The organism is Nitrospirota bacterium (genome assembly GCA_040755395.1).
Taxonomy (GTDB): Bacteria; Nitrospirota; Nitrospiria; order Nitrospirales; family Nitrospiraceae; genus DATLZU01.
Map to the genome: position 1 here is coordinate 203170 of JBFMAX010000002.1, position 22420 is coordinate 225589.

Here is a 22420-nt window from a genome sequence, read left to right on the forward strand (position 1 = left end):
CTCCCTTCAAGCGGGCTGAGCGATGGACAACCGCACACGCCGCCGCTTCAGCGGCGCTCTGAGCGACACTTCCCACGCCTGTTGCTTAGGCGGCCGGTTTCACCGGGACCGTGTTTTTGATGAACGCGATGATCGGGTTGATGTCGTCCCGCGAGTAATAGCTTTTCCGCACGCCGACTTCCAGGACCTCGATCGCTTCACGCACGAGTTCGGAGGCCAGCGTCTCGTTTTTGTCATTGTAAGCTCTTGCGGCCCGATCGAGCAGACGAAGTACGGACGCTTGAGGCGTTCGAGGATCATTGAGGAACACGGCCCGATATTCCTTCTTGTTCAACTCCTGCTCGATTTGCTTGACCCACTGCGCTTGGTAACTGTCGTCTCCGGCGACCCAACCGATCCAATCGGCAGCCCAAGCACTCGACGAGATCAATGACGGCGCGGCCAGCAGCAATGACAACCCGCACCACACCGCGACCGCCTGAACCGTTCTCGACATACAGATCCCTCCTTTCTCCTGGGCCGTTCCTCGCGCTCCGGCCAATGGCCTGGGGACGAGAAACACGTGCAGGTTCTGCAGTACGGATAAATACCCGTGACGAAAAGTCAAGCGTCGGCGCCTGAGCGCGCGCCATGCGCCTGCCGCGCCAGCCCGTTGACAAGACAAGCGGGGGTGTTAATGCCCATATCACATATGGGTCGAGGGCATTCGCGCCTCGACGGGCGACGCGTGTGCTGTGGTCGTCCGGCGGAGGCGCACGTTCCGAATTGCCTCGGAAACTCCGGCGGAGCGGTTCGGCGACATCGAGTCGCGCGCTGTGTGAGCCGGGGCATTCCTGTTCGAAGTCGATAGCAAAGGAGGAGGTGAGGAGACCATGATTCGCAATTCTCGAATACTCATGATCGCCGCCTTGTTGGGCGCCGCGGTCGGCCTTGTGGGCTTTCGAGGGGACGTGACGCAGTTGAGCGACCAGCAGATCGAAGCGGCGATTCGGCAACGATTGGCCATGGACGGGCGTCTCGACGCCAAAAGCGTGTTGGTGAAGGTAGAGCAGGGGGCGGTGACGCTCAGCGGGACGGTGATGAATCTGGATGATAAGTTACTGGCGGAGGCCATCGTCAGCGGCACGATGGTCGGCATCAGATCCTTGAAAAACGACATCACGGTCGTTCGCCCCTCGACTAAAGACGACGATATCCGAAAGGCGGTCGAGGCCGCGTTACGGTCGGTGCCGGTGCTGCATGAGAGCAAATTGAACAGAATCGTTGTCCTCGTCCATGAAGGCGACGTGGTGCTGAAGGGCGCGGTGGAAAAGCCGCTGTATAGCCGCGTGGCGCAGAAGGCGGCGGAAGCCGTCCGCGGAGTCGTCTCAGTGGCGAACTTGCTGAAAGTGGTCGGCAAGCCGCGTCCCGATAGCGCGATCGAGAAGGATGTGGTGACCTATCTCGAGTGGGCTCCCTATGCGGACTTGGACCGGATCGAATATAAGGTCGAGGAAGGGATCGTGAAGCTCAAGGGGACGGTCCACCACCTCGCGGACAAGTATGCGCTCGCCAACGATATCGAAAAAATCCAGGGGGTGACCGGGGTGGACGTGTCCCAGGTTGTGGTGACTAAGGTTCAGCAGAAGGGATGAGCCTGATCGAGGCGAGCGACCGGCACATGGCGGGCGATGGTCGCTCTACAGCCGTTCACGGAGACTCATGGGGTACCGTCCTCGGCTGTGGTTCACCTCCCTGCGGAAGACCGAACGGGTGGATCCCTCGCCGCAACGAGGGCATTGGTTCCGCGGTCGGATTCAGCTAGACTCGCGGTAGACCATGGAGGCGAGCGGAGCCTCAACGAGCCGATTGGCGTTCGTCTTTGATTTGGACGGGACGCTGGTGGACAGCGTCTATCAGCACGTTCTGGCATGGCGGGAAGCCTTTCAGGCCGCCGGGATCGAGTTGGCGGTCTGGCGCATTCATCGGCAGATCGGCATGAGCGGCGGACTGCTCCTCAACGCGCTGTTGAGAGAGATCGGACGTCCGGTCACTCAGGACGAGGTCGAGCGGATCCAGCAGCGGCACGCGGAGGCCTATGCGCGGCAGGTTGGGTCGATTCGTCCGCTTCCGGGCGTGCGCGAACTGCTGGACACCCTGTCGCGGTACGACGTGCCGTTTGCGATCGCCACGAGCGGGCGCATGGAGAGCGCGGGGAGGACCCTAACGCTTCTCAACCTTGACGCTCGCGTGCCCGTCGTCACCCGAGACCAAGTCCTCCACGCGAAACCGGATCCGGACGTCTTTATCGCCGCGGCGCAACGCCTCGGCGTTCCCGTCAATCACTGTGTGGTCGTCGGAGACAGCGTCTGGGACATGCTCGCCGCCCGGCGGGCTTGGGCCTTGGGCGTGGGTCTGCTGTCGGGGGGCTATGGGCAGGACGAACTGGAACGCGCGGGCGCCTACCGGGTGTACCAGGATCCCGCCGATCTCCTCCACCATCTCGATGAAGTCGGGGTGCGGCTCGTTCGATAAGCGGGAAACCGCATAGCGATACCCAGAGCCGTCCGTTCACGCCGGAAGGATGACGAGTGCTTCAGAAAGGAGGGACCCCGTATATGAGGTGCGAATATGTCTTGACGGTCGGGGGAACCGTGCTCCTGTTCGCAACTACGGTGGCGCTGGGCCAAAGCCGGCATTTGACCGATGCCATCACCCATACCCAAGCGGCGATCGCGCAAGGTAAGCAGGGATATCCGGATGCGCTTGCGGCACAGGCGCGCGAGGCGCTCAGACATGCGGAGGCGGCGAAGAAGGAGGCTGCGGCTCCGCACCTGGATGAGGGCATTCGCTGGTTGAAGCAGGCGATCGAGCAGAGCACGCAAGGGCAGGGGGAAGCGGCGACCCAAGCGGCGGAACGCGCACTCGTGCAGTTTTCCGGGGACGGTCCGCCTCCGGCCCAATCCGCCCAGTCCCCACAGGAAGAAGGCGGATATTAGCACTGGTATGAAAATGCGGGTCCTGTCACCGACCAGCCGGGTACCCGTTGCTCCTCTCCGTTTGCAACGGGTGCAAGCTCGCACCCCGCCCACACCCGCCAGGCGGGTACCCGAGGGACCCCGCTGCGCGCGGACAGGCGCCCAGGTCGGTGCCACCCGCATTTTCATGCTCCAGGGTGGCCACTTGGTGGCCATGAATTACTGCTTTGAAAATAGGCGCGAGGCTAGAGGCCCGCGGCTAGAGGTCTGAGTCTCTCCCCTTTGCCCCGAGCTCCTTGCTTCTTGCCCGTTCATGATGTTCATCGTGCGCGGGTGAGCCATCGCTCATGAGCACTGTGGTGGACAAGACGACGGAATAACCGAAAGAGACAACCGCTTCGCGTGATTCGGATCAGGGGACGGAAACGGCGGTCACGATCCGGAGCCCTCCGGGGGGCGGCGGAGGTGCAGGCGCAACCGGCGGTCCCGATGTGGGCGGAGAGGGTGGTGGAGTGGGCGGCGGTGATGCGGCGGAAGGCGTGTAGGTCGCGATGTTGCTTTCGCTCGATTCGTTCCCAGCGTCGTCGAAAGCGGTGACCACATAATGCTGCACGACGGCCGGGGTGCCGATATTGAACGAAGTCGTGGTTCGGCCGACCGTGGTCAACAGCAAGGCGCCGGCCGACCCTTTCGTGCAGGGCAGTTGGCTGCATCGATAGATGTGGTACCCGGCCAGATCCGGCTCGGTATTGGCGTTCCAGAGCAAGGTGGCCCCTAGGCTCACGGCATGCCAAAAGACTGTGACCGCAACCAGCATGACCGACCGTCCGCGGCGCATCATCGCACGAGGCTCCCACTCGCTCGTGTTTGTAGCAACGTCCGGGCCGGAGCGCTTACGGATGACAACACGGCGATGTCCGGCGTGGACGACTGAGGTGAGCTCGGCCTTGTGTTGGCCTTCGCGGCCGGCGAGTGTAGGGTTTGAGCAGCAACCGCACCCTGTGCCAAACCGCCAACGCTAGGTCAGGGAGGGAATTTTCGGCCTGTCGGGCTCCGGATGGTCTAACCTACAGCCCAGACAGTTTCTTGGAAAAGTCCGCGGCTTGGATGTCGGCCCCATGCAGGCAGTCGGCGCTGTTGATCTGACCGCTTTCTGTTGGGCGGTCGGAAGGGGGCTCGCCGCACGGCACGTTCAGAACCGGTACCCAAGTTCGATGATGTGCAGATCGACGCCCAGGCTGGTGGGACCGTACACGCCGGCATCGGAGAAGTGCTGGAATCGGTAGCCGGCATGGAACATCGGAAACGGGTCGAGGCCGATGCCGGCCGTGCCGATGATCTGCGCCGGGCCGCCGAAGTTCTGGACGCCGAATTTGTGATTGGTGAAAAAGGCGAGGCCGGGTCCGGCGTCCACGGAAAGCAGGCCGTTGGGGCTGCTCACGGCGAGGGCCGGAACCACCGTCGCCATGAGGCCGCTGGTGCCTGCCGCCACAAGCTGCCCCGCGCTGGCGATCAATCTCGTTTCGAACGTCCAATCCGAGGGCCGATGCCGCCATCCCCAAGGAAGCCTTAGATGCGCCGCGACGTCGTACATCTGGAAATTTTCCTTTTGTTCCTCGCCTAATGGCGAGTTGCCTCCCAAACCGTACCGCGGGCCGACCCACAGCAGAGCCATCGGCTTGGCATATTCGTCCGCAAACGGTGTCTCGACCTTGGTCCCGGTTCGGGGACCAGCACCGACAAAGGCCATGGGGTCCGCCCAACCGGGAACCGAGACGAGCGTGGCAAGCAAAAGGGTGATCGGCAGAGCGTAAGCGAAGGAAGGCCGGTAGGCTTTCATATGGCCTTTTGACCCTTTCTGCTGGTGCCCACGGGTACGACGAGGCCGGGGATTGAAGGCACGGTCACCGGATGGAGTGGTGACGGCTCAATCGCAGTCTGAGTCAAACGTGGGGAAGCACGGGGAAATGAGCATTGAGCATGCCAGGGCGTTCCAGGAAGAGCGATCGTTCGATTCCTGGGGAAGACCGGATGTTTGCGTAGCGCCGAGGCCGGCTGTGGGAATGTTGGGCGTCAAGGATTGGTCAAAAATGTTCATGCCCGTCAGAATTCTGGCTGCTCCACCGCCTGAGCCTTCCCTCTTGAACGGGAAGAGGAGGGTGGAGGAAGATGCAGCTTGTTATGAGCGCTGCCATCCCTGAGACTCCGCCGCCGCGGTTTACGGCCCAGGAAGCTCGCGTGATCGCGCGCGAGCGCTTCGGCGTGAGCGCGACCCCTATCGCCCTGCCCAGCGAACGTGATCAGAACTTTTTGCTGGAGACCGAAACCGGGCCGGCGTTCGTGCTCAAGATCGCAAACGCCGCCGAAGCACGGGCGGTCCTCGAGGCGCAGCAGGCGGCGTTGGAGTTTCTGGCGGAGAAGGCGCCGGCTCTGCGCTGTCCGCGGGTGCAACGGACCACGACGGGCGAGACGATCACGGTTGTACAATCGTCCGACGGGACTTCGCACTTCGTTCGACTGGCGACCTATCTGCCCGGCCATCTGCTGGTGGAGGCCGCCCCGCATTCGCCCGAACTGCTGCGGAGTCTGGGCGCCTTCTTCGGCCGACTGGACCGGATCCTGACGGGCTTTACCCATCCGGCGCTCAAGCGCACGCATCTCTGGGATCTCCGACGCGCTGGGGCTGTCGTAGCCGAGCACGCGTCCTACATTGCTGATGGGTCGCGCCGCGCCCTGGTCGAGCGCTTCGTGGCGCGGTTCCGTGAGTGCGTCGAACCGGTGCTGCCGGATCTGCGGGTCAGCGTCATTCATCACGACGGCAACGACTACAACATCCTCGTTACCGGCATCGAGACCGGGGGCGAGGTCACCGGCCTCCTCGATTTCGGCGACCTGATCGAGTCGTGCACGGTCTTCGAGCCGGCCGTCTGTGCGGCCTATACGATCCTCGGCAAGCCGGATCCGGTGTATGCGGCGGCGCAAGTCATCGGCGGATATCATACCGCCTTTCCGCTGACCGACCAGGAACTGGGGCTGCTCTACGATCTGGTCGCCGTGCGCCTCTGCACGAGCCTGGCGCTGGCATCGTACCGGAAGATGCGGTTCCCCGAAAACGCCTACCTGACCGTCTCGGAAACGCCGGCGTGGGCGGCACTGGAACGGCTGGCCGGGATCAGCCCGCGGCTCTTCCAGTATGCGGTGCGGGACGCCTGCGGCCTGCCCGCCTGCCCGCGGACCGTTACGGTGGTGCGATGGCTGGAGACGAACGCGGAGACCTTCGCCCCGGTGGTCGAACCGGATCTCCGCAAGGGCGACTACACGGTCGTGGACTTGGCTGCCGGATCCCCCGACTTCGCCGAGATCGGGGATCTGACGGATACGCCGCGGTGGACCGATGCCATCTTCGGGCGGATGACGGCCGCGGGTGTCGGCGCCGGCATAGGACGCTACGGCGAATCCCGGCGGAGCTACACGAGCGCGGCCTATCGGCCGGCCGGGACCGAAGTCGAGGCGTGGCGCACCGTGCACCTCGGCGTAGACGTGTTTCTCGCGCCCGGCTCGCCCGTGTTCGCCCCGCTGGACGGGACGGTCCACAGTGTCGCCGACAACACGCAACCGCAAGACTATGGGCCGACGATCATCCTGCGACACGCCGCGCCGGGCGCGGGCGAGTTCTTTACCTTGTACGGCCACTTGAGCCGGGCGTCGCTCGAGGGGCTCGCGCCCGGCCGACGGATCGCCAAAGGCGAACGAATCGGGTGGATCGGCGACTCATCCGCCAACGGCAATTGGCCGCCGCACGTGCATGTTCAGCTTATCGTGGACCTGCTCGATCAGGCCGGCAACTTCCCCGGTGTCTGCGCCGCGCGCGACCGCCGGCTCTGGCAGAGTCTCTGCCCGGATCCCAACCTGGTACTGCGGATTCCCGATCTGCCGCCGCCGGACTCCGGGCGGAGCATCGGGGCGCTCGTTGACGCGCGGCGGCGCCGTCTCGGCCCGAACCTGAGCCTCAGCTACCGGCGTCCGCTCAAGCTCGTCCAGGGGTGGAAGCAGTATCTTTATGACCACCTGGGTCGCGAATACCTCGACTGCGCGAACAATGTGGCGCACGTGGGGCATGGCCATCCGGCGGTGGTCCGGGCGGCGGCGCGGCAGATGGCCCTGCTTAATACGAACACGCGCTACCTGCACGATCTGCTGGTGGAGTACGGGGAGCGTTTGTGCGCAACCCTGCCGGAGCCGCTGCGCGTCTGCTATTTTGTCTGCTCCGGCAGCGAAGCGAACGAGCTGGCGTTACGCCTGGCGCGAGCCCACACGCGGGGCACCGACGTGATCGTGCTGGAAGATGCCTACCACGGCAATACCACGTCGCTCGTGGACATCAGCCCCTACAAGTTCAACGGTCCCGGCGGCGCAGGCGCGCCGTCGCACGTCCACACGGTGCCGATGCCGGATGTCTATCGGGGACCCTACCGAGCCGGCCCGGATGCCGGCAAACAGTACGCCGCGCATGTGCGGGCGTCCCTGGAGCGGATCAAGCGGGGAAACCGGCGCCTCGCGGCGTTCGTCTGTGAGTCGCTGCCGAGTTGCGGCGGGCAGATCGTCCCGCCCTCCGGCTATCTGCAGGAAGCCTATCGCTTCGTCCGAAAGGCCGGCGGGGTCTGCATTGCCGACGAGATCCAGGTCGGGTTCGGGCGGGTCGGCTCGCACTTCTGGGGCTTTCAACTGCAAGGCGTCGTGCCCGACATCGTGACCCTGGGCAAGCCGATCGGCAACGGCCATCCGATCGGCGCGGTGGTGACGACAGCGGAGATCGCGGCCTCGTTCGCCAACGGGATGGAATATTTCAACACGTTCGGCGGCAACCCTGTGTCCTGCGCCGTGGGATTGGCAGTATTGGATGTGATCGCGCGGGAAGGATTACAGGAACACGCGCGGTCCGTCGGGGCCTCGCTGAAGGAAGGGCTGGCCGCGTTGATGGCCCGGCACGCGTTGGTCGGGGATGTCCGGGGCGAGGGGCTGTTTCTGGGCGTCGAGTTCGTCCGTGACCGGGACACTCGTGAGCCGGCCGGTCCGGAAACGGCGTACATTGCGGAGCGGCTGAAGGACCTGGGAGTGCTGACCGGCACCGACGGGCCGTTCCGCAACGTGCTGAAGATCAAACCCCCGATGGTCTTGACGATTGCGGATGCCGATCGACTGATTACCTGCCTTGACCGGGTCCTGGCCGAGCCGCGGCTCGGGCTCCTCCGCAGACCGCTCTAACCGCGCGACGCCGCCCGACGTGCTCAGGAAAAGATCCAGTCCCAGAGCGACGAGAACCAGTTCAGAATGGACGACAGCCAGGACTCATCGGCTTCCGCCGGGGGCGGCTGCGGTTGAGCCGGTGGCGCCGGCTGTGCGGAAGGTTGGACTTGAGGAGGCGGCTGCGGCGGGGGCGAGGGCGCTACGGCGACCGTTTCCGGTGGCGGGGTCGCGGCCGGCGGAGCTGTCGCGGCAGGTCCTGGGCCAGAGCTCAGATCAGGCTGCGGGGGCGTTTGCGCCGGAGTCGGCTCGGAAGCAGGCTCCGGCGTTCTGAGTTCTTTCTGGTAGCGGGCGACGAGGGCCTGGAGGGCGCTGCGTTGTTTTTTCGCCTCGGTGACCTCCCGGACCAGCGCCCGGTGATCGTTCTGCAACGCGGCGAGCTTCGCTTGGAGCGACGTCACCCTGGTCCGAAATTCGTGCTGGAAACGGTCGGCGGCATCTTTTTCGGCCTGGAGCTTCGCCAGGAGCTCTTTGAGTCGTCGGTCTTCCTGGTCGTTGAGCGCTTGCAACGCCTCCGCCTGCTGCGCCAACGCCTTGACCTCGGCTTGTGCGCGTTCCAGTTCGGCCTGGAATCTGTCGCGTTCCGCCGTCGCCAGTTCGTAGGTGCTTTGTGTCACGCATCCAACCGTTGTGAAAAGCAGGCTGCAGAGCAGTCCGGTGAGGACGTTCAGACCGCAGCAAGGAGCAAACGGGAATGCCTGCGCAGAACTCTTCGTCATGTCAGTCCTCGTCTTTTCGATCATCGGCACCCTCGTGGACCGCGTCCTTTCTCCGCATGACCACACATCCGCTTCGCCATGCTCCGTGATCCGCCACCGGCTGGGTTCCACCTCGCATGCCGGCTGGAGGACCAACCATAACCGCGCCGGGAACTGCTTACGTGAAGGTTCGAATCACCGGCGAGGATATGCCGTGATCACGCAGAAGTCAACGAACGGCTGAAACGGCGCGGGATGTGAGAGCGATTACCTGGTCGCGGGATCGGCGCCTAGCACCAAGCGATGCATGCCGAGCCAGAGACCGTGCCATTTCTCCATCGCCATCAGCGCGGCCGCGCGAATCGTTTCGCGGTGCTCCTCCAGCTCCGCGTACCCGGCCAGGGCGGCGCGGAGCCAGTCGCCGTGCTGCAGTTCCTCGAAAAGATGGGTTTCGAAAAACTTGATGTCCCGCAGCGAGAGCTGGGGAAAGGCGAGCAGGCCGCTGTAGAGATAGCGATAGGTGAGGCCGGCCGTCGTCTCGATGCCGAACGAGGCGCCCAACGCCGACGGCATGTCGCCGTGCAGGAACATCTCACCGACGCGGTCAATATACTCCTGCGCCTCCGGGCACAGCCGTTCCTGCGCGAGGACTTGGCGATCGATGCCCAAGCGATCGGTCAAGCGCAGCATCTGCGCGGCATGAACGTCCTCCGGCACCCCGTTTCCGTATTCCGAAAAGAGCACCCGCGCCAATTCCAGCCCGATCGTTTCGTCCTTGTCCGACAGGTTGTAGAGCAGGCCGATCAGAATCTTGCGGAATTGAATCCCGAACCGGTACCACTGGCGGACGAACCGCCGAAGTTGCGCCTCCGTGACGCCGCGCTGGAACGCTCGGAAGAACGGATTCGTGTGGGCGGGATGGGCTTGTAGCTCTCGCTCCAATGCGTCAAGGAAGGCCGAACCGGACCGATGCGTCACGGAGTGCGACATGGTTTCTGGTTCCTGCTCCTTAAGAACAGCTATCAGCCACCAGCCATTAGCCGCCGGCTTCACCCTCACCCGCCCCTCCCCCTTCAAGGGGGAGGGTCTCGGGGAGGGGGGTTACATCCTGCACAGGTAAGCCGCCGGCTCATCACGACCGGAAGGGGATCTTTCCCGCCGCGTCAATGGCGCCGATCAGCGGACAGTTGCGGGCAGAGACGCCACGCGTGACCGCTTGCCTCGCCGCTCGGAGGAAGAGAGCCTAGCGCGTACCCCCTCAGGCCGCTCGGCGTGCCGCCCCGGCTGTGCCCGGCAGCGGTTCTTGATACAACCAGGCACCCGCTACGGTGGCGGCCACCATTTCAATCAATCCGATCAGCATGGCGACGGACACCAGGCCGGCAGGGAACAAGCCCATGGGCATCCACGTGAGCGTCGGCAGGCAGTAGCCCAGCAACCAGACGGCGGCGCCTGCGTACAAGGCCGTGACCGGGCCGGCTCCGTACCGCGGCCGAATGGACGCGTAGAACCAGACCGCAAGAATCCCGTACACCAACCCCAGCAGCACATAGAACAAACTTCTGGCCGGGTTCTCTTGGACGGGTTTTCCCAGGGCCTGCATGGCGTCGCGCCACTCCGAGCCCAGCAGCACTCCGTTGATCAGCCACTGGACCACGTCGATGATCAGCCCGGCGACCAGGCCCCCCAAGAGAAGGCGATTCCAATTGATCTCTTTCATGGCCGTCCTCCTTTCCTCACTTGTGTGGCGACGCGCCCATCCAGATGTTCTTGGCGCGTCGAGAAGCACCGTCATGCGAGTCTTGTTCGATTTCGGACGATCACCTCACACTTCTTTGGCGAGTTGGACATAGCGGTGATAGGGAAGCAGCGTCCAGGTTTCCGCGGACAGCGCGCCCAGCGACAGGCTGATCATCGCCACCTTCGCGGCTTCCTCTTCGTTCGCCGCCTCGTAAAGGTCCAGGAAGTCGTGCGGCCCCAGCACTAAGTAATGGGAGAGCCACTTGACGCCGGGGCACTTCACCTTGACCTGATTCATCCACTGTTTCCCGTGTTCTTCCCGGAATTTGGGATCACGCGCCTCGTCCGGCGCCAGCTTGGTGAGTAACGCAAAGGTCGGCATGGCGTCCTCCCTGCTCAGAACACAGCCGTCAGCGGTCGGCCATCAGCCGTCAGTTCCCCTCATGACTCTCCTCTCCCACTCCCAGGGGGAGGATTAAGGTGAGGGGGTGAGCGCTTCAGCGAAAGCAAATAAAGAACAGCGCTAGCTGGTGGTTTTCTTTCTTGCTTCAGGGAACGGTACGAGTATGCTACGCCGGATCGCTGCGGAAGCCAAGAGGCGCATGCTGTGGACCGTGTCGGCGGCGGCCTGACGGGCAAACGGGAAGGTTGGTTCCGACCGCTCGGTTCAGCTAGACTGGCCCTATGTCCCTTGTGCTTCCTCAGTCCTGTGAACGCGCGCTACTGGAACGCTTCCTCAGAGCCGAGGCCATGGCTCTCCGGTCGGTCCGATCCGCGCAGGCCCAGGCTGTGCCGCCGCATGTGCTGGCGTTCCTGCGGCGGCACGAGGAGGATGAACAGGCGCACCTCCGACGGTTCGAAGCGCTGTTGGGTACGTCGTCGTGGGACCGGATGGCGCCGCCGCAGGTGCCGAGCCAATGGTGGGCGTTGGCGGTGCATCTCTATGGATACGAAGCGCTGGGACTGGAGTTCGCTAAGCTCCTGGCCGGTGTCCGTCCGGATTTAGCGTCGATTCTGGCGGACGAGGAAACGCACGTCGGGTTTTTTGAGCGGGAGATCCGTGCCATCCTGGCCGGCGGGGGCGGGGTGGCGACGGGCGCTCGCCTGGCCGCTCGGGCGTGGTGGAAGCGGCTGCCGCGGACGGTGGACCGCTATCTGGGAGACGAGAGCCTGGCCCCGTTTCGGGCCGATCTCCGCCGCGTGATTCTCCATTCCATCGAACGGCGTTTTGTTGCGCTCGGATTGCTGGCAGGGTCCTTCGAGTGGTCCTGAGACAGAGACGGTACGATCGAACTACGCGCTCGCCGGCGTGAGTCCGCTCACCGCGCCCATCTTGCGATATTTCTGTTCTCGTTGGGCCAGAAGCTGATCGACGGGGATCGTCTCGAGTTCGCTGAGGCAGGCGGTGAGGGCTTTGGCGATACGGTCGGCGACGAAGCGGGGGTCCCGATGGGCGCCGCCCAGCGGTTCCGGAACGATGCCGTCGATCACGCCCAGTTGCATCAGATCGGCGGCCGTCATCTTCAAGGCGGCGGCCGCATCGGGCACCTTGGCCGGATCGTCCCACAGGATGGCCGCGCAGCCTTCCGGCGAGATCACCGAATAGACGGCGTGCTCCAGCATCAGCACCCGGTCGGCGACGCCGAGCGCCAACGCTCCGCCGCTCCCGCCTTCGCCGATGACGATGGAGACGATCGGGACCGCCAGTCGCGACATCACGTACAGGTTTCGGGCGATGGCCTCGGCCTGGCCCCGTTCCTCGGCCCCGATCCCGGGATAGGCGCCGGGCGTGTCGATGAACGTGACGATCGGGCGCCCGAATTTCCCGGCCATCTTCATCAGACGCAACGCCTTCCGATAGCCCTCCGGGTTCGGCATCCCGAAATTGCGCTGCATCCGTTCTTTCAGCGTCTTGCCCTTCTGGTGTCCGATGACCATGACGGAACGGCCGTTGAACCGCGCGAAGCCGCCCACGATGGCGCGGTCGTCGCCGAAGAGCCGGTCGCCGTGGAATTCCACGAATTCCCGGCAGAGGTCGTTCACATAGTCGAGGGTGGTCGGGCGCTGGGGATGGCGGGCGAGCTGGGTCCGCTGCCAGGGGGTGAGATGGCCGTACAGCTCGTGCTCGACCTGGGCCAGCTTGGCCCGGAGTTTGCGGACCTCTTCCTGCGTCGAGGACTTCGGCCCGTTGGCCGCGGCCAGCTTTTCGATCCGTTCTTCGATCTCGCGGATCGGCTTTTCAAATTCGAGATAGTCTCTCATAGGCCCTCGGGGGATTTGAGAAGGATCACTGAGGGCAAGAAGCCTGCTCAGGATAGCAGAGCCACCGCCCCTTTGCCTAGCACTTCTTCAACTTCCAACACGAAATGCTCGCTGGGAAGGACCGTGACGTTCGGGAGCGGAGCCGTGTCCGCTTCCAGGTGTGGCGCCATTCGGAAGGTAAAGTAGACGGCGGTGGATCCCGGATGCCGCGACAACACTTGCTGTAACTTCGGTAACCGGCTCGCGACGTCCGGTGAGTCGCCCAGCCGGATATTGACCTTGGTGATGGCCTTGGCTTGCAGCTCCGCCAAGGCCTCGATCTTGCTGCCGCGGAGTTTCGTCCCCTTGTCTCCGCGATCGACGGTGCCGGTCACGCGGACGATCTGCTCCGGCGCGATGAGGTCGCTGGCCGCTTTGTAGAGATCGGGGAAGGCGATGACTTCCACCATCCCGTGCAAGTCTTCGAGCGTTAGATAGGCCATCCGGTCGCCCTTCTTGGTCAGCATGGTCTTGACGGTCGTGATGATCCCGCACAGCTTCACCTCCTTCCCGTCGGCCACGTCCGCCAAGCCCTCGGTGGTCGCCGTGGCCAGCGTTCGCACCGCGGCTTCATACCGGGCCAGAGGATGGGCCGAAATATAGAAGCCCGTCAGCTCGCGCTCGTATTTCACCCGCTCGCCCTGGTCCCATTCCGGGATGTCCGGCAGCTCGGGGTCATGAAGCTCGGTCGCCGACCCGTTTTCCAGGTCGCCGCCGAAGATGCTCGTTTGGCCCAGCGCTCGCTCCCGCTGCACGGTCGCGCCTTCCTCCACCGCCCGGTCGAGCACGGCCATGAGCTGCGACCGCCTGGCGCCGGTCGAGTCGAACGCCCCGGCCTTGATCAGGCCCTCCAGCATCCGTTTGTTGACCTTGTGGAGATCGACGCGGCGGCAGAAATCGAAGAACGATCGGAATCGGCCGGTCTCATTGCGAATCGCGATGATGGACTCGACCGCCCCTGCGCCGACGTTCTTGATCGCCGCCAGGCCGAATCGGATGCCGCCGTCCACCACCGCAAAGGTTTTCTGGCTCTCGTTGACGTCGGGCGGGAGGACCTTGATGCCCAAATCCCGGCACTCCGTGAAATAGCTCACGATCTTGTCGGCGTTGCCCATGTCGCAGGTCATGAGGGCGGCCATGAACTCGGTCGGGTAGTGGGTCTTGAGGTATGCGGTCTGATAACAGACGACCGCATAGGCGGCGGCGTGGGACTTGTTGAAGCCGTAGCCGGCGAACTTCTGAATCAGTTCGTACAGTTTCTCCGCTTTCTTCTCGGAAATCTTCTTCTTCCTCGCCCCCTCGAGAAACTGCGCCCGCAATTTCTCCATCTCCTCGGGCTTCTTCTTGCCCATCGCGCGCCGTAGGATGTCGGCTTGGCCGAGGGAGAAGCCGGCGACCTTGTTGGCGATCGCCATCACCTGCTCCTGGTAGACGATGACCCCGTAGGTGTCCTTGAGGATCGGCTCCAATTCGGGGACTTCATAGGTGATCGGGATCTTGCCCTGCTTGCGCTTGATGAAGTCGGGGATCAGGTCCATCGGCCCCGGCCGGTACAGGGCGATGATTGCGATGATGTCTTCAAACCGGTCCGGCCGGAGCCCGACCAGCAGGTCGCGCATCCCGGCGCTTTCCAATTGGAAGAGCCCGGTCGTCTTCCCGGAGGAAAGCAGCGCGAAGGTGTGGGGATCGTCGAACGGAATCCGGTCGATGACGAAGGGCGGGTTGTCGGGGCGCGCGGCGTTGATCAGTGTCACGGCGTGGTGAATCATCGTCAAGGTCTTGAGGCCGAGGAAGTCGAACTTGACCAGGCCGATCTTCTCCACGTCGCCCATCGAGTACTGGGTGACGATTTCGTCGTTGGTGCCTTTGTAAAGCGGCACATGCTCCGTGAGCGGCTGGTCGGAGATCACGACGCCGGCGGCGTGCGTGGAGGCGTGACGCGCCAGCCCTTCCAAGGACTGGGCGATGGACATCAGCTCGCGGACCTTGGGGTCCTTGTCCACCAGATCGCGGAGCCGCGGCTCCTGCTCCAGCGCCTTGTCGAGCGTCATTTTCAGATCGTCCGGCACGAGCTTGGCGATCCGGTCCACGTCCGCGTAGGGCATTTCCAGCACGCGCCCGACGTCGCGGATCGCCGCCTTGGCCTTCATGGTGCCGAACGTGATGATCTGGGCGACGTGGTCTTGCCCGAACTTCTCCACCACGTAGTTGATGACCTCGTTCCGGCGGTCCATGCAGAAGTCCATGTCGATATCGGGGAGCGAGACGCGCTCGGGGTTGAGGAACCGTTCGAAAAGGAGGCTGTAGACGAGCGGATCGAGGTCTGTGATCCGCAGCGCGTAGGCGACGAGACTGCCGGCGGCGGAGCCCCGGCCCGGCCCGACCGGAATGCCGCGCGAACGGGCGAACTTGATGATGTCCCATACGATCAGGAAGTAGCCGGCGAACCCCATTGTACAGATGACCGTCAACTCTTCCTTCAGCCGCAGCTCGTAGGCTTCGCGCGGGATGGCACTGGGCCGCTCACGCAACCGGGCGGCGAGGCCTTCGTGAGCCAGGTGCTCCAGGTACGTTTCGCGGGTGTAGCCGTCCGGGACTTTGTACTGGGGCAGATGGGTCTTGTTCAGCGGCAGGTGCAAGTCGCACTGTTCCGCGATGCGACAGGTGTTCAGCACGGCCTGCGGCAGTTCCGCGAACTCGGCGACCATCTCGTCGGTCGACTTGACGTAGAGCTGGTCCGTGTCGAACTTCAGCCGGTTGGGATCGTTGATCGTCTTGCCGGTCTGCAGGCACAGCATCAGGTCATGCGGCCTGGCGTCTTCCTTCTTGAGGTAGTGGCAATCATTGGTGCCGGCGAGCGGGATACCAAGCTTCTGGTGAATCTCGATCAGCCCGCGGTTGGCGATGCGCTGATGCTCCAAGCCGTTGGCCTGGACCTCCAGATAGTAATGGTCCTTCCCGAAGATCTCTCGATATTCCCCAGCGACCCGGATGGCGCTCTCCATGTCTTTCTGTCCGATGAGATACGGCACCTCGCCGCTGAGGCAGCCCGACAGGGCGATCAATCCCTCATGATGTTGCTGCAGTAAGTCCTTATCCATCCGTGGCTTGTAATAGAAGCCTTCAAGATACGCTTTACTGACGAGCTTGATGAGGTTTTGATAGCCCGTGAGGTTCGTCGCGAGCAGAATCAGGTGATAGTAGTCGTTGTGGGCGAGGGCGCTGTCCTTGGCGAACCGGCTGCCCGGCGCCATGTAGGCCTCGCACCCGATGATGGGTTTGATCCCCGCATCCTTGGCCTTCCGGTAGAACTCGACCGCTCCGAACATGTTGCCGTGGTCGGTCATGGCCACGGCCGGTTGGCCGAACCCCTTCACCTGCTGGACGAGCGGATCGATTTGATTCGCGCCATCCAACAAACTGTACTGGGTGTGGAGGTGGAGGTGGACGAATTGGGATGACATGGGGTGACTCAGCGGCGGATTCTAGTCGGGAGGGTGGGGGATGTCAAATTGAGGGGAAGGGGGATAAGAAACTTGCGGGTCCTGTCGCTGACCAGCCCAGCCGTGCTCGCACCCCGCCCGGTGTAGGGACCCCGCTGCGCGCAGCTGAGCGCCCTGGTCAGCGCCACCCGCAAGTCGCAGAACACGCCGACGCCTTCAGTTTGATGGAGAGGTGGAGGATGCCCCGTGTACTCTCTGGGGAAAAGGAAAAGGGGTCGGGGAAAAGGAAAAGGGGTCGGGAGTCGTTTCGTTACGTATGACATGATAGGCGAGAGCACCAGCGGCCACGCGGGGACGACAGCGCCCGGATGCGCTCCTACGGGAATCGCGGACCTTCTGTCAAGAATCGACTCCCGACCCCTTTTCTTGCTCGTTACCCGTAAGAAGCTCGAGGAAGTCGGTCAACCGGATCAGCCGCACACCTTTGTAAGTCCCAAGTATCAGGAGATGCCGATCGCCTGTGACAATGGAGTCCGCATGGGCGTGAACCGCGCACTCGAGGATGCGATTGTCGGGTTCATCTTCTACGACACGGAGACGGGAAGTGGTCCTGACGACGATGGCCACGCGGCTGATCGCTTGCACGAATTCCCGCGTCTTCTCCTCCGCCCAGTCGAACTTGCTCTGGAGGACCGTCGCCGTCTCGGTGAGGATCGGGACTGAAGTGAAGAGTTCGAATCTTCCGCGGAGGGCGCCGAGGTAGGCTTCTTCCGCCCGGCCGCCGGGAATCCCCAAGGCTGACACATAGATGTTCGTGTCGAAGACGACGCGCACGGTCAGCGGTCCTGGAAGACCAGGGCTTCGACATCGGCTTCCGTCAGCACCCCTTTCTTGCGCGCCTGTCTGGCACCATAGCGCTGAAGTGCGAGAAACTCCTCCTCCCGCCGGCGCTGCTCGTACACGGAGACCATCTCACGGAAGAGCTGGCTCTTGTTCTTCGCCTCAGCCTTGGCCAGCTTCTCGAACTTGGTCGCCAACTCGGAGGGGACCGAGACTGTGAGTGGCACGCGTCCACGCTTCATTTTCTCCTCCTCACTGTATGACAAAATTATACAGTCGCTCGGGGCATCGGTCAACGTTTAACTGTGAGGGAATTTAACGGGGAGGGAATTTAAGGAGACATTCTGCTTTTCTTGCCGTACGACGTGAATCACCGGCTGCGGAAGTTCGGATCGACAGGACAGGACCTGCCAGACCGCTCGGCACTCCTTTCTGCGCCCGGCGTTGCCTTGAACTTCATAGAGGCATCTGTTATTCTGCGCCCGCTTTTTCATCGTGCGTATTATTTTTCGAACCCCATCCAACGCGCAGCACAAGGAGCAGGCCATGGCCGGCATCGAGCGGGCATTGATCAGCGTGTCGGATAAGACCGGTGTCGTCGAGATGGCGAAAGGTCTGGCCGCGCTGGGCGCGGAGATTCTGTCCACCGGCGGGACGGCCAAAGCCCTGCGGGAGGCCGGCGTGGCGGTGACGGACGTGGCGGCCTACACCGGGTCGCCGGAAATTCTGGACGGCCGGGTCAAGACGCTCCATCCGAAGATTCACGGCGGGTTGCTCGGTCGCCGCAGCGTGCCGGCGCACGTGGCGCAGATGCAGGAACATGGGATCGGGCCGATCGATGTCGTCGTCGTGAATCTCTACCCCTTCGAGGCCACGATCTCCAAACCCGACTGTTCCTTCGACGACGCGATCGAGAACATCGACATCGGCGGGCCGTCGATGCTGCGCTCGGCGGCGAAGAATCACGAAGATGTCGTGGTGGTCGTCGATCCGTCCGACTATACGCGCGTGTTGGAGGCGCTCAAGGCGGGGGCCGTGACGCGGGAACTCCGGCGCGAGTTGGCGATGAAGGTCTTCCAACATACGGCGCGCTACGACAGCCTCATCGCCGACTATCTGGAAAAACAGGTGCAGGGGAACGAGGTCAAGTTCCCCGCGATCCTCTCGCTCCAGTTCGAACGGGTGGAATCCCTCCGCTACGGGGAGAATCCACATCAGCAGGGGGCGTTCTACCGCGAGCTCCTTTCGCGGGAACCGTCCGTGTCGCGCGCCAAGGTGCTGCACGGCAAGGCAATGTCGTACAACAACTATCTCGATGCGAACTCCGCGCTGGAGCTGGTGAAGGAGTTCGACGAGACAGCCGTCGTCATCATCAAACACAACAACCCCTGCGGCGCGGCGCTCGGGGCGACGCCTGTGGAGGCCTATGTGAAGGCGCGGGAGACCGACCCTGTGTCGGCCTTCGGCGGGGTGATCGCGTTCAATCGGTCGGTCGATCTGGCAGCGGCGAAAGAGATCACCTCGACCTTCGTCGAAGTGGTGGTGGCGCCGGGCTATGCGGACGATGCGCTGGTGGAGCTGAAGCGGAAGAAGGATTTGCGCTTGCTCGATGTAGGGCCGTTGGCGAAAGCCATGCAGGAGGGGCTGGATCTCAAAAAGCTGGTCGGCGGGTTGATCGTGCAGGATCGGGACCTTGGCAGTCTCGGCGACCTCCTGGCGTTGAACGTGCCGACGATGCGGAAGCCGACGGACGAGGAGTATGCGGCCTGCGCCTTCGCCTGGAAAGTCTGCAAGCACGTTAAATCGAATGCCATCGTCTACGCGAGGCCGGGCCAGACGGTCGGCATCGGAGCCGGCCAGATGAGCCGGGTGGATTCCGTGAAGCTCGCCGGCATGAAGGCGGTCCTGCCGGTGAAGGGCTGCGTGATGGCCTCGGATGCGTTCTTTCCGTTCCGTGACGGCATCGACGCGGCTGCCCAGGCCGGCATTACGGCGGTCATCCAACCCGGCGGCTCGATCCGGGATCAGGAAGTGATCAAGGCGGCGGATGAACATCAGATGGCGATGATTCTCACGGGGATGCGCCACTTCCGCCACTGAGCACGCCGTTGGGGATTGGAGCATTTTCCCATGTGATCATTGCCGCATTGATTGATTACTCTCGTCTTCGTCCCAACTTGTTTCACTCACGCAATCCTTCAATTTATGAAAGTTTTGGTCATCGGTAGCGGCGGGCGCGAACATGCGCTGGTGTGGAAGCTTGCGCAGAGCCGGCGCGTGGCCCAGCTCTACTGCGCGCCGGGCAATGCCGGCATCGAAACGCTGGCGACCTGTGTGCCGATCAAAGCCGAGGCGATCGCCGAGTTGAAGGCGTTCGTCCAATCCGAACGGATCGATCTGACCATTGTCGGCCCCGAAGCGCCGCTCGCGATGGGGATCGCGGATGAATTCCGGAAGGCCAAGCTGAAGATCTTCGGCCCCACCAAAGGCGCGGCCCGCATCGAGTCCAGCAAGGTTTTTGCGAAAGAGGTGATGGCGGCGGCCGGCATTCCCACGGCGGCCGCGCGGAGCTTCGACAAGGCCGGCCCGGCGCTGGAGTATCTTGACCGGCATGCGCTTCCGGTTGTCGTGAAGGCGGACGGGTTAGCGCAGGGCAAAGGCGTGGTGGTGGCCGCCACGCGCGAGCAGGCGCAACAAGCGGTGACGGATATCCTGGAGAAACGGGTCTTCGGCGAGGCGTGCCGGCAAGCGCTGATCGAAGAGTTCCTGGACGGCGAAGAGCTCACCATCATGGCCTTTACCGACGGCAAGACGGTCGTCCCTATGCTACCGGCACAGGATCATAAACGGGTCGGCGATGGCGACACGGGTCCGAACACCGGCGGCATGGGCGCCTATGCGCCGGCGCCGCTCGGCACTCCGACGCTGCGGGATGCGGTGATAAAGCAGGTCCTGCTGCCGGCCGTGGAGGCGTTGCTACGCACGGGCTGTCCGTTTCAAGGCGTGCTCTATGCCGGACTCATGATCGTCAACGGCCGGCCGTATGTGCTGGAGTTCAACGCCCGGATGGGCGATCCGGAAACGCAAGCGGTGCTGCCGCTGCTGAAAACCGATCTGGTGGATGTCGCGGAAGCGGTGGTCGAACACCGCCTGGATCAACTCGCCGTCCAGTGGCATGACGACGCGGCGGTCTGCGTGGTGCTGACGTCGGCCGGCTATCCCGGTTCCTATCGGATCGGGTTCCCGATTCGTGGATTGCCGGGGCGCAGCGCCTCTGACGAAACCATCGTGTTCCACGCCGGAACCAAACGGCAGGGGCAGGAGATCGTCACGGCGGGAGGACGTGTCCTCGGTGTGACCGGCAGGGGAACGAGCTTAGCGCAGGCTCGGGATCGGGCCTATTGCACGGCCCGCGCTATCTCGTTTGAAGGCTGTCATTTCCGGACGGACATCGCCGCGCGCGCGTTGCCGGCCGGCGTGTGAGCAACCATGATCGGTTCCATGGCAACCAAGGCTCGCGTGCTTCCGTGCCCGCAAGACTGTCCCGAAGAGATTGCGCGGGAGGTCGCGCGGGTCGTCCGAGCCGGCGGTGTCGTGGCCGTTCCGACCGAGAGTTTTTATGGTCTCGGCGTCGTTCCGACCGATGCGACGGCGGTCGCCCGCGTCTGCCGGATCAAGGGCGAGCGGGACCATAAGCCGATTCTCGTGCTGATCGCCGACCGCGCGCAGTTGGACGGGCTGGCCGCCGATATTCCCCCGGCCGCCCAAGTGCTGATGGACCGGTTCTGGCCGGGGCCCTTGACGATTATTTTTCCCGCGTTGCCGTCCCTGCCGGCGTTCCTGACGGCGGGCACAGGCTCGGTCGGCATCCGGTTGACGGCCTATCCGCTCTTGGCTGCGCTGCTGCGTCGAGTCGGCCCGTTGACGGGCACCAGCGCCAATCGCTCCGGTCAGTCGCCGTTTGAGACGGCACAGGCGGTGCGCAATGAACTAGGCGCAGACGTCGACCTGATTCTCGACGGCGGGCCGACGCCGGGCGGATTGCCGTCCACGGTCGTGGATGCGCGCGGCCCGATCAGCGTGGTGCGGGAGGGACGAGTTCCCCGGGCCGAGCTGGTGGCGGCGCTGGAACGTGCCGGCTTTCAGTTGAACGGATAGCGGTCCGCGCGGAGGGAGGGGCGAGAGGCGCTCTTCTTCAACCGGCTCTGATGAACAGGAGGTGCCAATGCACGCGATGATGTCATGGAGGTTCGCGGCGAGTGTGATGCTCGCCGTGGTGGTGGGAGGAGGGTTGAGCGGGTGCGATTACTGGCCGCCCGCGCTCCAAACCCAGATCGAACAGCTCAAGACCGAGCTGCAAACCGTGACCATGGAACGAGCGCAATTGCAGAGCCAGTTGTCCGCCGCCGCGAAGGCCCGTGAGGAGTTGCAAGCTCGGGTGGACGAACTCACCCGCCTGAATCGAGAAAAGACCGCGATGATCGCCACACTCGAGCACGGCCTGGCCGCCGAGCGCGACAAGCTAGCTAAATTGACCAAGGCCGGTGCAACCAAGGCTGCCGCAAAGGCGACGGCGAAATCCGCCGGCAAGAGCACGACGACTAAGAAGAAGACCACGAAGTCCTCAGGGACCAAGCGCAACTGAAGTCCTGGTCGGAGTTATGACGAAGAGGACGTGGAAGAAGGTGAGGCGGGGTTCGCCGATCCCGCCGCTGCCGGGGCGGCGCTTGTGCTTTGGCCCGCGGGGGCCGGGGCTGATGCACCGGTGGTCTGGGTCGCCGGCGCGCCGTCTTTCTTGCCGTCGGCCGCCCCGTTGCCGGATTCGGGTGAGGCGGGGGGCTTGAGCTTGTCGGAGTAATCGGTAATGTACCACCCGCTGCCTTTGAACATGATCGCCGGCGCGGAGATGACCTTGCTTACCCCGTTGCCGCAACGGCTGCAGGTCGTCAGCGGGGGGTCGCTGACTTTCTGTTGCACTTCAAATCGATAATCGCAGGTTCCGCAGAGGTATTCATAAATCGGCACGGGTTTTGTCCTCCTTTTCCTCGCCCCACCTCTCGGCAATCGCGTGTCAGCCCGAATGCAGATACTACTAACACAGCGTTCGGCGAAATCAAGGCCGGCGAGCGTTTCGATC

21 protein-coding genes are annotated in these 22420 nt (G+C 63.5%); 9 read left to right on the forward strand and 12 right to left on the reverse strand.

Annotation, left to right across the window (positions count from 1 at the left end; all coding sequences use genetic code 11):
* Positions 1–85 precede the first annotated feature (85 nt).
* Positions 86–496 carry a hypothetical protein gene (locus AB1555_05010; GenBank protein MEW6246053.1) on the reverse strand — a complete coding sequence of 137 codons (411 nt, stop codon included), beginning with the start codon at positions 494–496 and terminating at the stop codon, positions 86–88.
* Positions 497–872: 376 nt separating this feature from the next.
* Here AB1555_05010 and AB1555_05015 point away from each other — a divergent pair, with 376 nt between their 5' ends.
* The 3 genes from AB1555_05015 to smbP all read left to right on the forward strand — a co-directional run bounded on the left by AB1555_05015 (position 873) and on the right by smbP (position 2978).
* Positions 873–1634, forward strand: coding sequence for a BON domain-containing protein (locus AB1555_05015; GenBank protein MEW6246054.1), 762 nt, complete (start codon positions 873–875; stop codon positions 1632–1634).
* Positions 1635–1818: 184 nt separating this feature from the next.
* Positions 1819–2514 (forward strand): HAD family hydrolase, encoded by a 696-nt coding sequence (locus AB1555_05020; protein ID MEW6246055.1) that lies wholly within the window; start codon positions 1819–1821, stop codon positions 2512–2514.
* An 83-nt stretch (positions 2515–2597) separates the two neighbouring features.
* The gene (smbP, locus tag AB1555_05025; GenBank protein MEW6246056.1) at positions 2598–2978 is read left to right on the forward strand and encodes a small metal-binding protein SmbP; all 381 of its coding nucleotides are present in this window, start codon (positions 2598–2600) and stop codon (positions 2976–2978) included.
* Between the two features lie 391 nt (positions 2979–3369).
* On the opposite strand, the gene AB1555_05030 is transcribed toward smbP, so the two are convergent.
* Both AB1555_05030 and AB1555_05035 read right to left on the reverse strand, forming a co-directional pair.
* On the reverse strand, positions 3370–3798 hold the full coding sequence (locus AB1555_05030; GenBank protein ID MEW6246057.1) for a hypothetical protein: 429 nt from the start codon (positions 3796–3798) through the stop codon (positions 3370–3372).
* 351 nt (positions 3799–4149) lie between these two features.
* Positions 4150–4797, reverse strand: a complete 648-nt coding sequence (locus tag AB1555_05035) for an acyloxyacyl hydrolase (GenBank protein ID MEW6246058.1) — start codon at positions 4795–4797, stop codon at positions 4150–4152.
* Positions 4798–5138: 341 nt separating this feature from the next.
* On the opposite strand from AB1555_05035, the gene AB1555_05040 reads away from it, so the two are divergent.
* A complete protein-coding gene (locus AB1555_05040; protein MEW6246059.1) occupies positions 5139–8222 on the forward strand; it encodes an aminotransferase class III-fold pyridoxal phosphate-dependent enzyme in 3084 nt (1027 codons plus the stop codon).
* A 23-nt stretch (positions 8223–8245) separates the two neighbouring features.
* Here the strand turns inward: AB1555_05040 and AB1555_05045 are convergent, their stop codons facing one another.
* From AB1555_05045 to AB1555_05060, 4 genes are all read right to left on the reverse strand, one after another.
* Positions 8246–8878 (reverse strand): hypothetical protein, encoded by a 633-nt coding sequence (locus AB1555_05045; protein MEW6246060.1) that lies wholly within the window; start codon positions 8876–8878, stop codon positions 8246–8248.
* A gap of 348 nt (positions 8879–9226) precedes the next feature.
* Positions 9227–9949 carry an iron-containing redox enzyme family protein gene (locus AB1555_05050; protein ID MEW6246061.1) on the reverse strand — a complete coding sequence of 241 codons (723 nt, stop codon included), beginning with the start codon at positions 9947–9949 and terminating at the stop codon, positions 9227–9229.
* Positions 9950–10217: 268 nt separating this feature from the next.
* Complete coding sequence (locus AB1555_05055; protein ID MEW6246062.1) at positions 10218–10679, reverse strand: hypothetical protein; 462 nt, start codon at positions 10677–10679, stop codon at positions 10218–10220.
* A gap of 105 nt (positions 10680–10784) precedes the next feature.
* Complete coding sequence (locus tag AB1555_05060) at positions 10785–11081, reverse strand: GYD domain-containing protein (protein MEW6246063.1); 297 nt, start codon at positions 11079–11081, stop codon at positions 10785–10787.
* 368 nt (positions 11082–11449) lie between these two features.
* On the opposite strand from AB1555_05060, the gene AB1555_05065 reads away from it, so the two are divergent.
* A complete protein-coding gene (locus AB1555_05065; GenBank protein ID MEW6246064.1) occupies positions 11450–11971 on the forward strand; it encodes a hypothetical protein in 522 nt (173 codons plus the stop codon).
* 21 nt (positions 11972–11992) lie between these two features.
* Here the strand turns inward: AB1555_05065 and AB1555_05070 are convergent, their stop codons facing one another.
* The 4 genes from AB1555_05070 to AB1555_05085 all read right to left on the reverse strand — a co-directional run bounded on the left by AB1555_05070 (position 11993) and on the right by AB1555_05085 (position 17525).
* Entirely contained in the window at positions 11993–12961 is a 969-nt protein-coding gene (locus AB1555_05070) for an acetyl-CoA carboxylase carboxyltransferase subunit alpha (protein ID MEW6246065.1), read from the reverse strand.
* A 47-nt stretch (positions 12962–13008) separates the two neighbouring features.
* Positions 13009–16464 carry a DNA polymerase III subunit alpha gene (locus tag AB1555_05075; GenBank protein ID MEW6246066.1) on the reverse strand — a complete coding sequence of 1152 codons (3456 nt, stop codon included), beginning with the start codon at positions 16462–16464 and terminating at the stop codon, positions 13009–13011.
* A gap of 378 nt (positions 16465–16842) precedes the next feature.
* Positions 16843–17277 carry a putative toxin-antitoxin system toxin component, PIN family gene (locus AB1555_05080; GenBank protein MEW6246067.1) on the reverse strand — a complete coding sequence of 145 codons (435 nt, stop codon included), beginning with the start codon at positions 17275–17277 and terminating at the stop codon, positions 16843–16845.
* 2 nt (positions 17278–17279) lie between these two features.
* On the reverse strand, positions 17280–17525 hold the full coding sequence (locus AB1555_05085; protein ID MEW6246068.1) for a ribbon-helix-helix protein, CopG family: 246 nt from the start codon (positions 17523–17525) through the stop codon (positions 17280–17282).
* 304 nt (positions 17526–17829) lie between these two features.
* Here AB1555_05085 and purH point away from each other — a divergent pair, with 304 nt between their 5' ends.
* The 4 genes from purH (at position 17830) to AB1555_05105 (ending at position 21928) form a co-directional block, all read left to right on the forward strand.
* A complete protein-coding gene (purH, locus tag AB1555_05090) occupies positions 17830–19383 on the forward strand; it encodes a bifunctional phosphoribosylaminoimidazolecarboxamide formyltransferase/IMP cyclohydrolase (GenBank protein ID MEW6246069.1) in 1554 nt (517 codons plus the stop codon).
* Positions 19384–19488: 105 nt separating this feature from the next.
* A complete protein-coding gene (gene purD, locus AB1555_05095; GenBank protein ID MEW6246070.1) occupies positions 19489–20766 on the forward strand; it encodes a phosphoribosylamine--glycine ligase in 1278 nt (425 codons plus the stop codon).
* Between the two features lie 18 nt (positions 20767–20784).
* Positions 20785–21441, forward strand: a complete 657-nt coding sequence (locus AB1555_05100; GenBank protein MEW6246071.1) for an L-threonylcarbamoyladenylate synthase — start codon at positions 20785–20787, stop codon at positions 21439–21441.
* A 67-nt stretch (positions 21442–21508) separates the two neighbouring features.
* Positions 21509–21928: a hypothetical protein gene (locus tag AB1555_05105; protein MEW6246072.1), complete on the forward strand. Its 420-nt coding sequence runs from the start codon at positions 21509–21511 to the stop codon at positions 21926–21928.
* A 14-nt stretch (positions 21929–21942) separates the two neighbouring features.
* Here the strand turns inward: AB1555_05105 and AB1555_05110 are convergent, their stop codons facing one another.
* Positions 21943–22308: an FmdB family zinc ribbon protein gene (locus AB1555_05110; protein ID MEW6246073.1), complete on the reverse strand. Its 366-nt coding sequence runs from the start codon at positions 22306–22308 to the stop codon at positions 21943–21945.
* Positions 22309–22420 lie beyond the last annotated feature (112 nt).

Coding starts and splice junctions, on each gene's coding strand:
- AB1555_05010 (MEW6246053.1), bottom strand. CDS start 496: ATGTCGAGAACGGTTCAGGCGGTCGCGGTGTGGTGCGGGTTGTCATTG.
- AB1555_05015 (MEW6246054.1), top strand. CDS start 873: ATGATTCGCAATTCTCGAATACTCATGATCGCCGCCTTGTTGGGCGCC.
- AB1555_05020 (MEW6246055.1), top strand. CDS start 1,819: ATGGAGGCGAGCGGAGCCTCAACGAGCCGATTGGCGTTCGTCTTTGAT.
- smbP (MEW6246056.1), top strand. CDS start 2,598: ATGAGGTGCGAATATGTCTTGACGGTCGGGGGAACCGTGCTCCTGTTC.
- AB1555_05030 (MEW6246057.1), bottom strand. CDS start 3,798: ATGATGCGCCGCGGACGGTCGGTCATGCTGGTTGCGGTCACAGTCTTT.
- AB1555_05035 (MEW6246058.1), bottom strand. CDS start 4,797: ATGAAAGCCTACCGGCCTTCCTTCGCTTACGCTCTGCCGATCACCCTT.
- AB1555_05040 (MEW6246059.1), top strand. CDS start 5,139: ATGAGCGCTGCCATCCCTGAGACTCCGCCGCCGCGGTTTACGGCCCAG.
- AB1555_05050 (MEW6246061.1), bottom strand. CDS start 9,949: ATGTCGCACTCCGTGACGCATCGGTCCGGTTCGGCCTTCCTTGACGCA.
- AB1555_05055 (MEW6246062.1), bottom strand. CDS start 10,679: ATGAAAGAGATCAATTGGAATCGCCTTCTCTTGGGGGGCCTGGTCGCC.
- AB1555_05060 (MEW6246063.1), bottom strand. CDS start 11,081: ATGCCGACCTTTGCGTTACTCACCAAGCTGGCGCCGGACGAGGCGCGT.
- AB1555_05065 (MEW6246064.1), top strand. CDS start 11,450: ATGGCTCTCCGGTCGGTCCGATCCGCGCAGGCCCAGGCTGTGCCGCCG.
- AB1555_05070 (MEW6246065.1), bottom strand. CDS start 12,961: ATGAGAGACTATCTCGAATTTGAAAAGCCGATCCGCGAGATCGAAGAA.
- AB1555_05075 (MEW6246066.1), bottom strand. CDS start 16,464: ATGTCATCCCAATTCGTCCACCTCCACCTCCACACCCAGTACAGTTTG.
- AB1555_05085 (MEW6246068.1), bottom strand. CDS start 17,525: ATGAAGCGTGGACGCGTGCCACTCACAGTCTCGGTCCCCTCCGAGTTG.
- purH (MEW6246069.1), top strand. CDS start 17,830: ATGGCCGGCATCGAGCGGGCATTGATCAGCGTGTCGGATAAGACCGGT.
- purD (MEW6246070.1), top strand. CDS start 19,489: ATGAAAGTTTTGGTCATCGGTAGCGGCGGGCGCGAACATGCGCTGGTG.
- AB1555_05100 (MEW6246071.1), top strand. CDS start 20,785: ATGGCAACCAAGGCTCGCGTGCTTCCGTGCCCGCAAGACTGTCCCGAA.
- AB1555_05105 (MEW6246072.1), top strand. CDS start 21,509: ATGCACGCGATGATGTCATGGAGGTTCGCGGCGAGTGTGATGCTCGCC.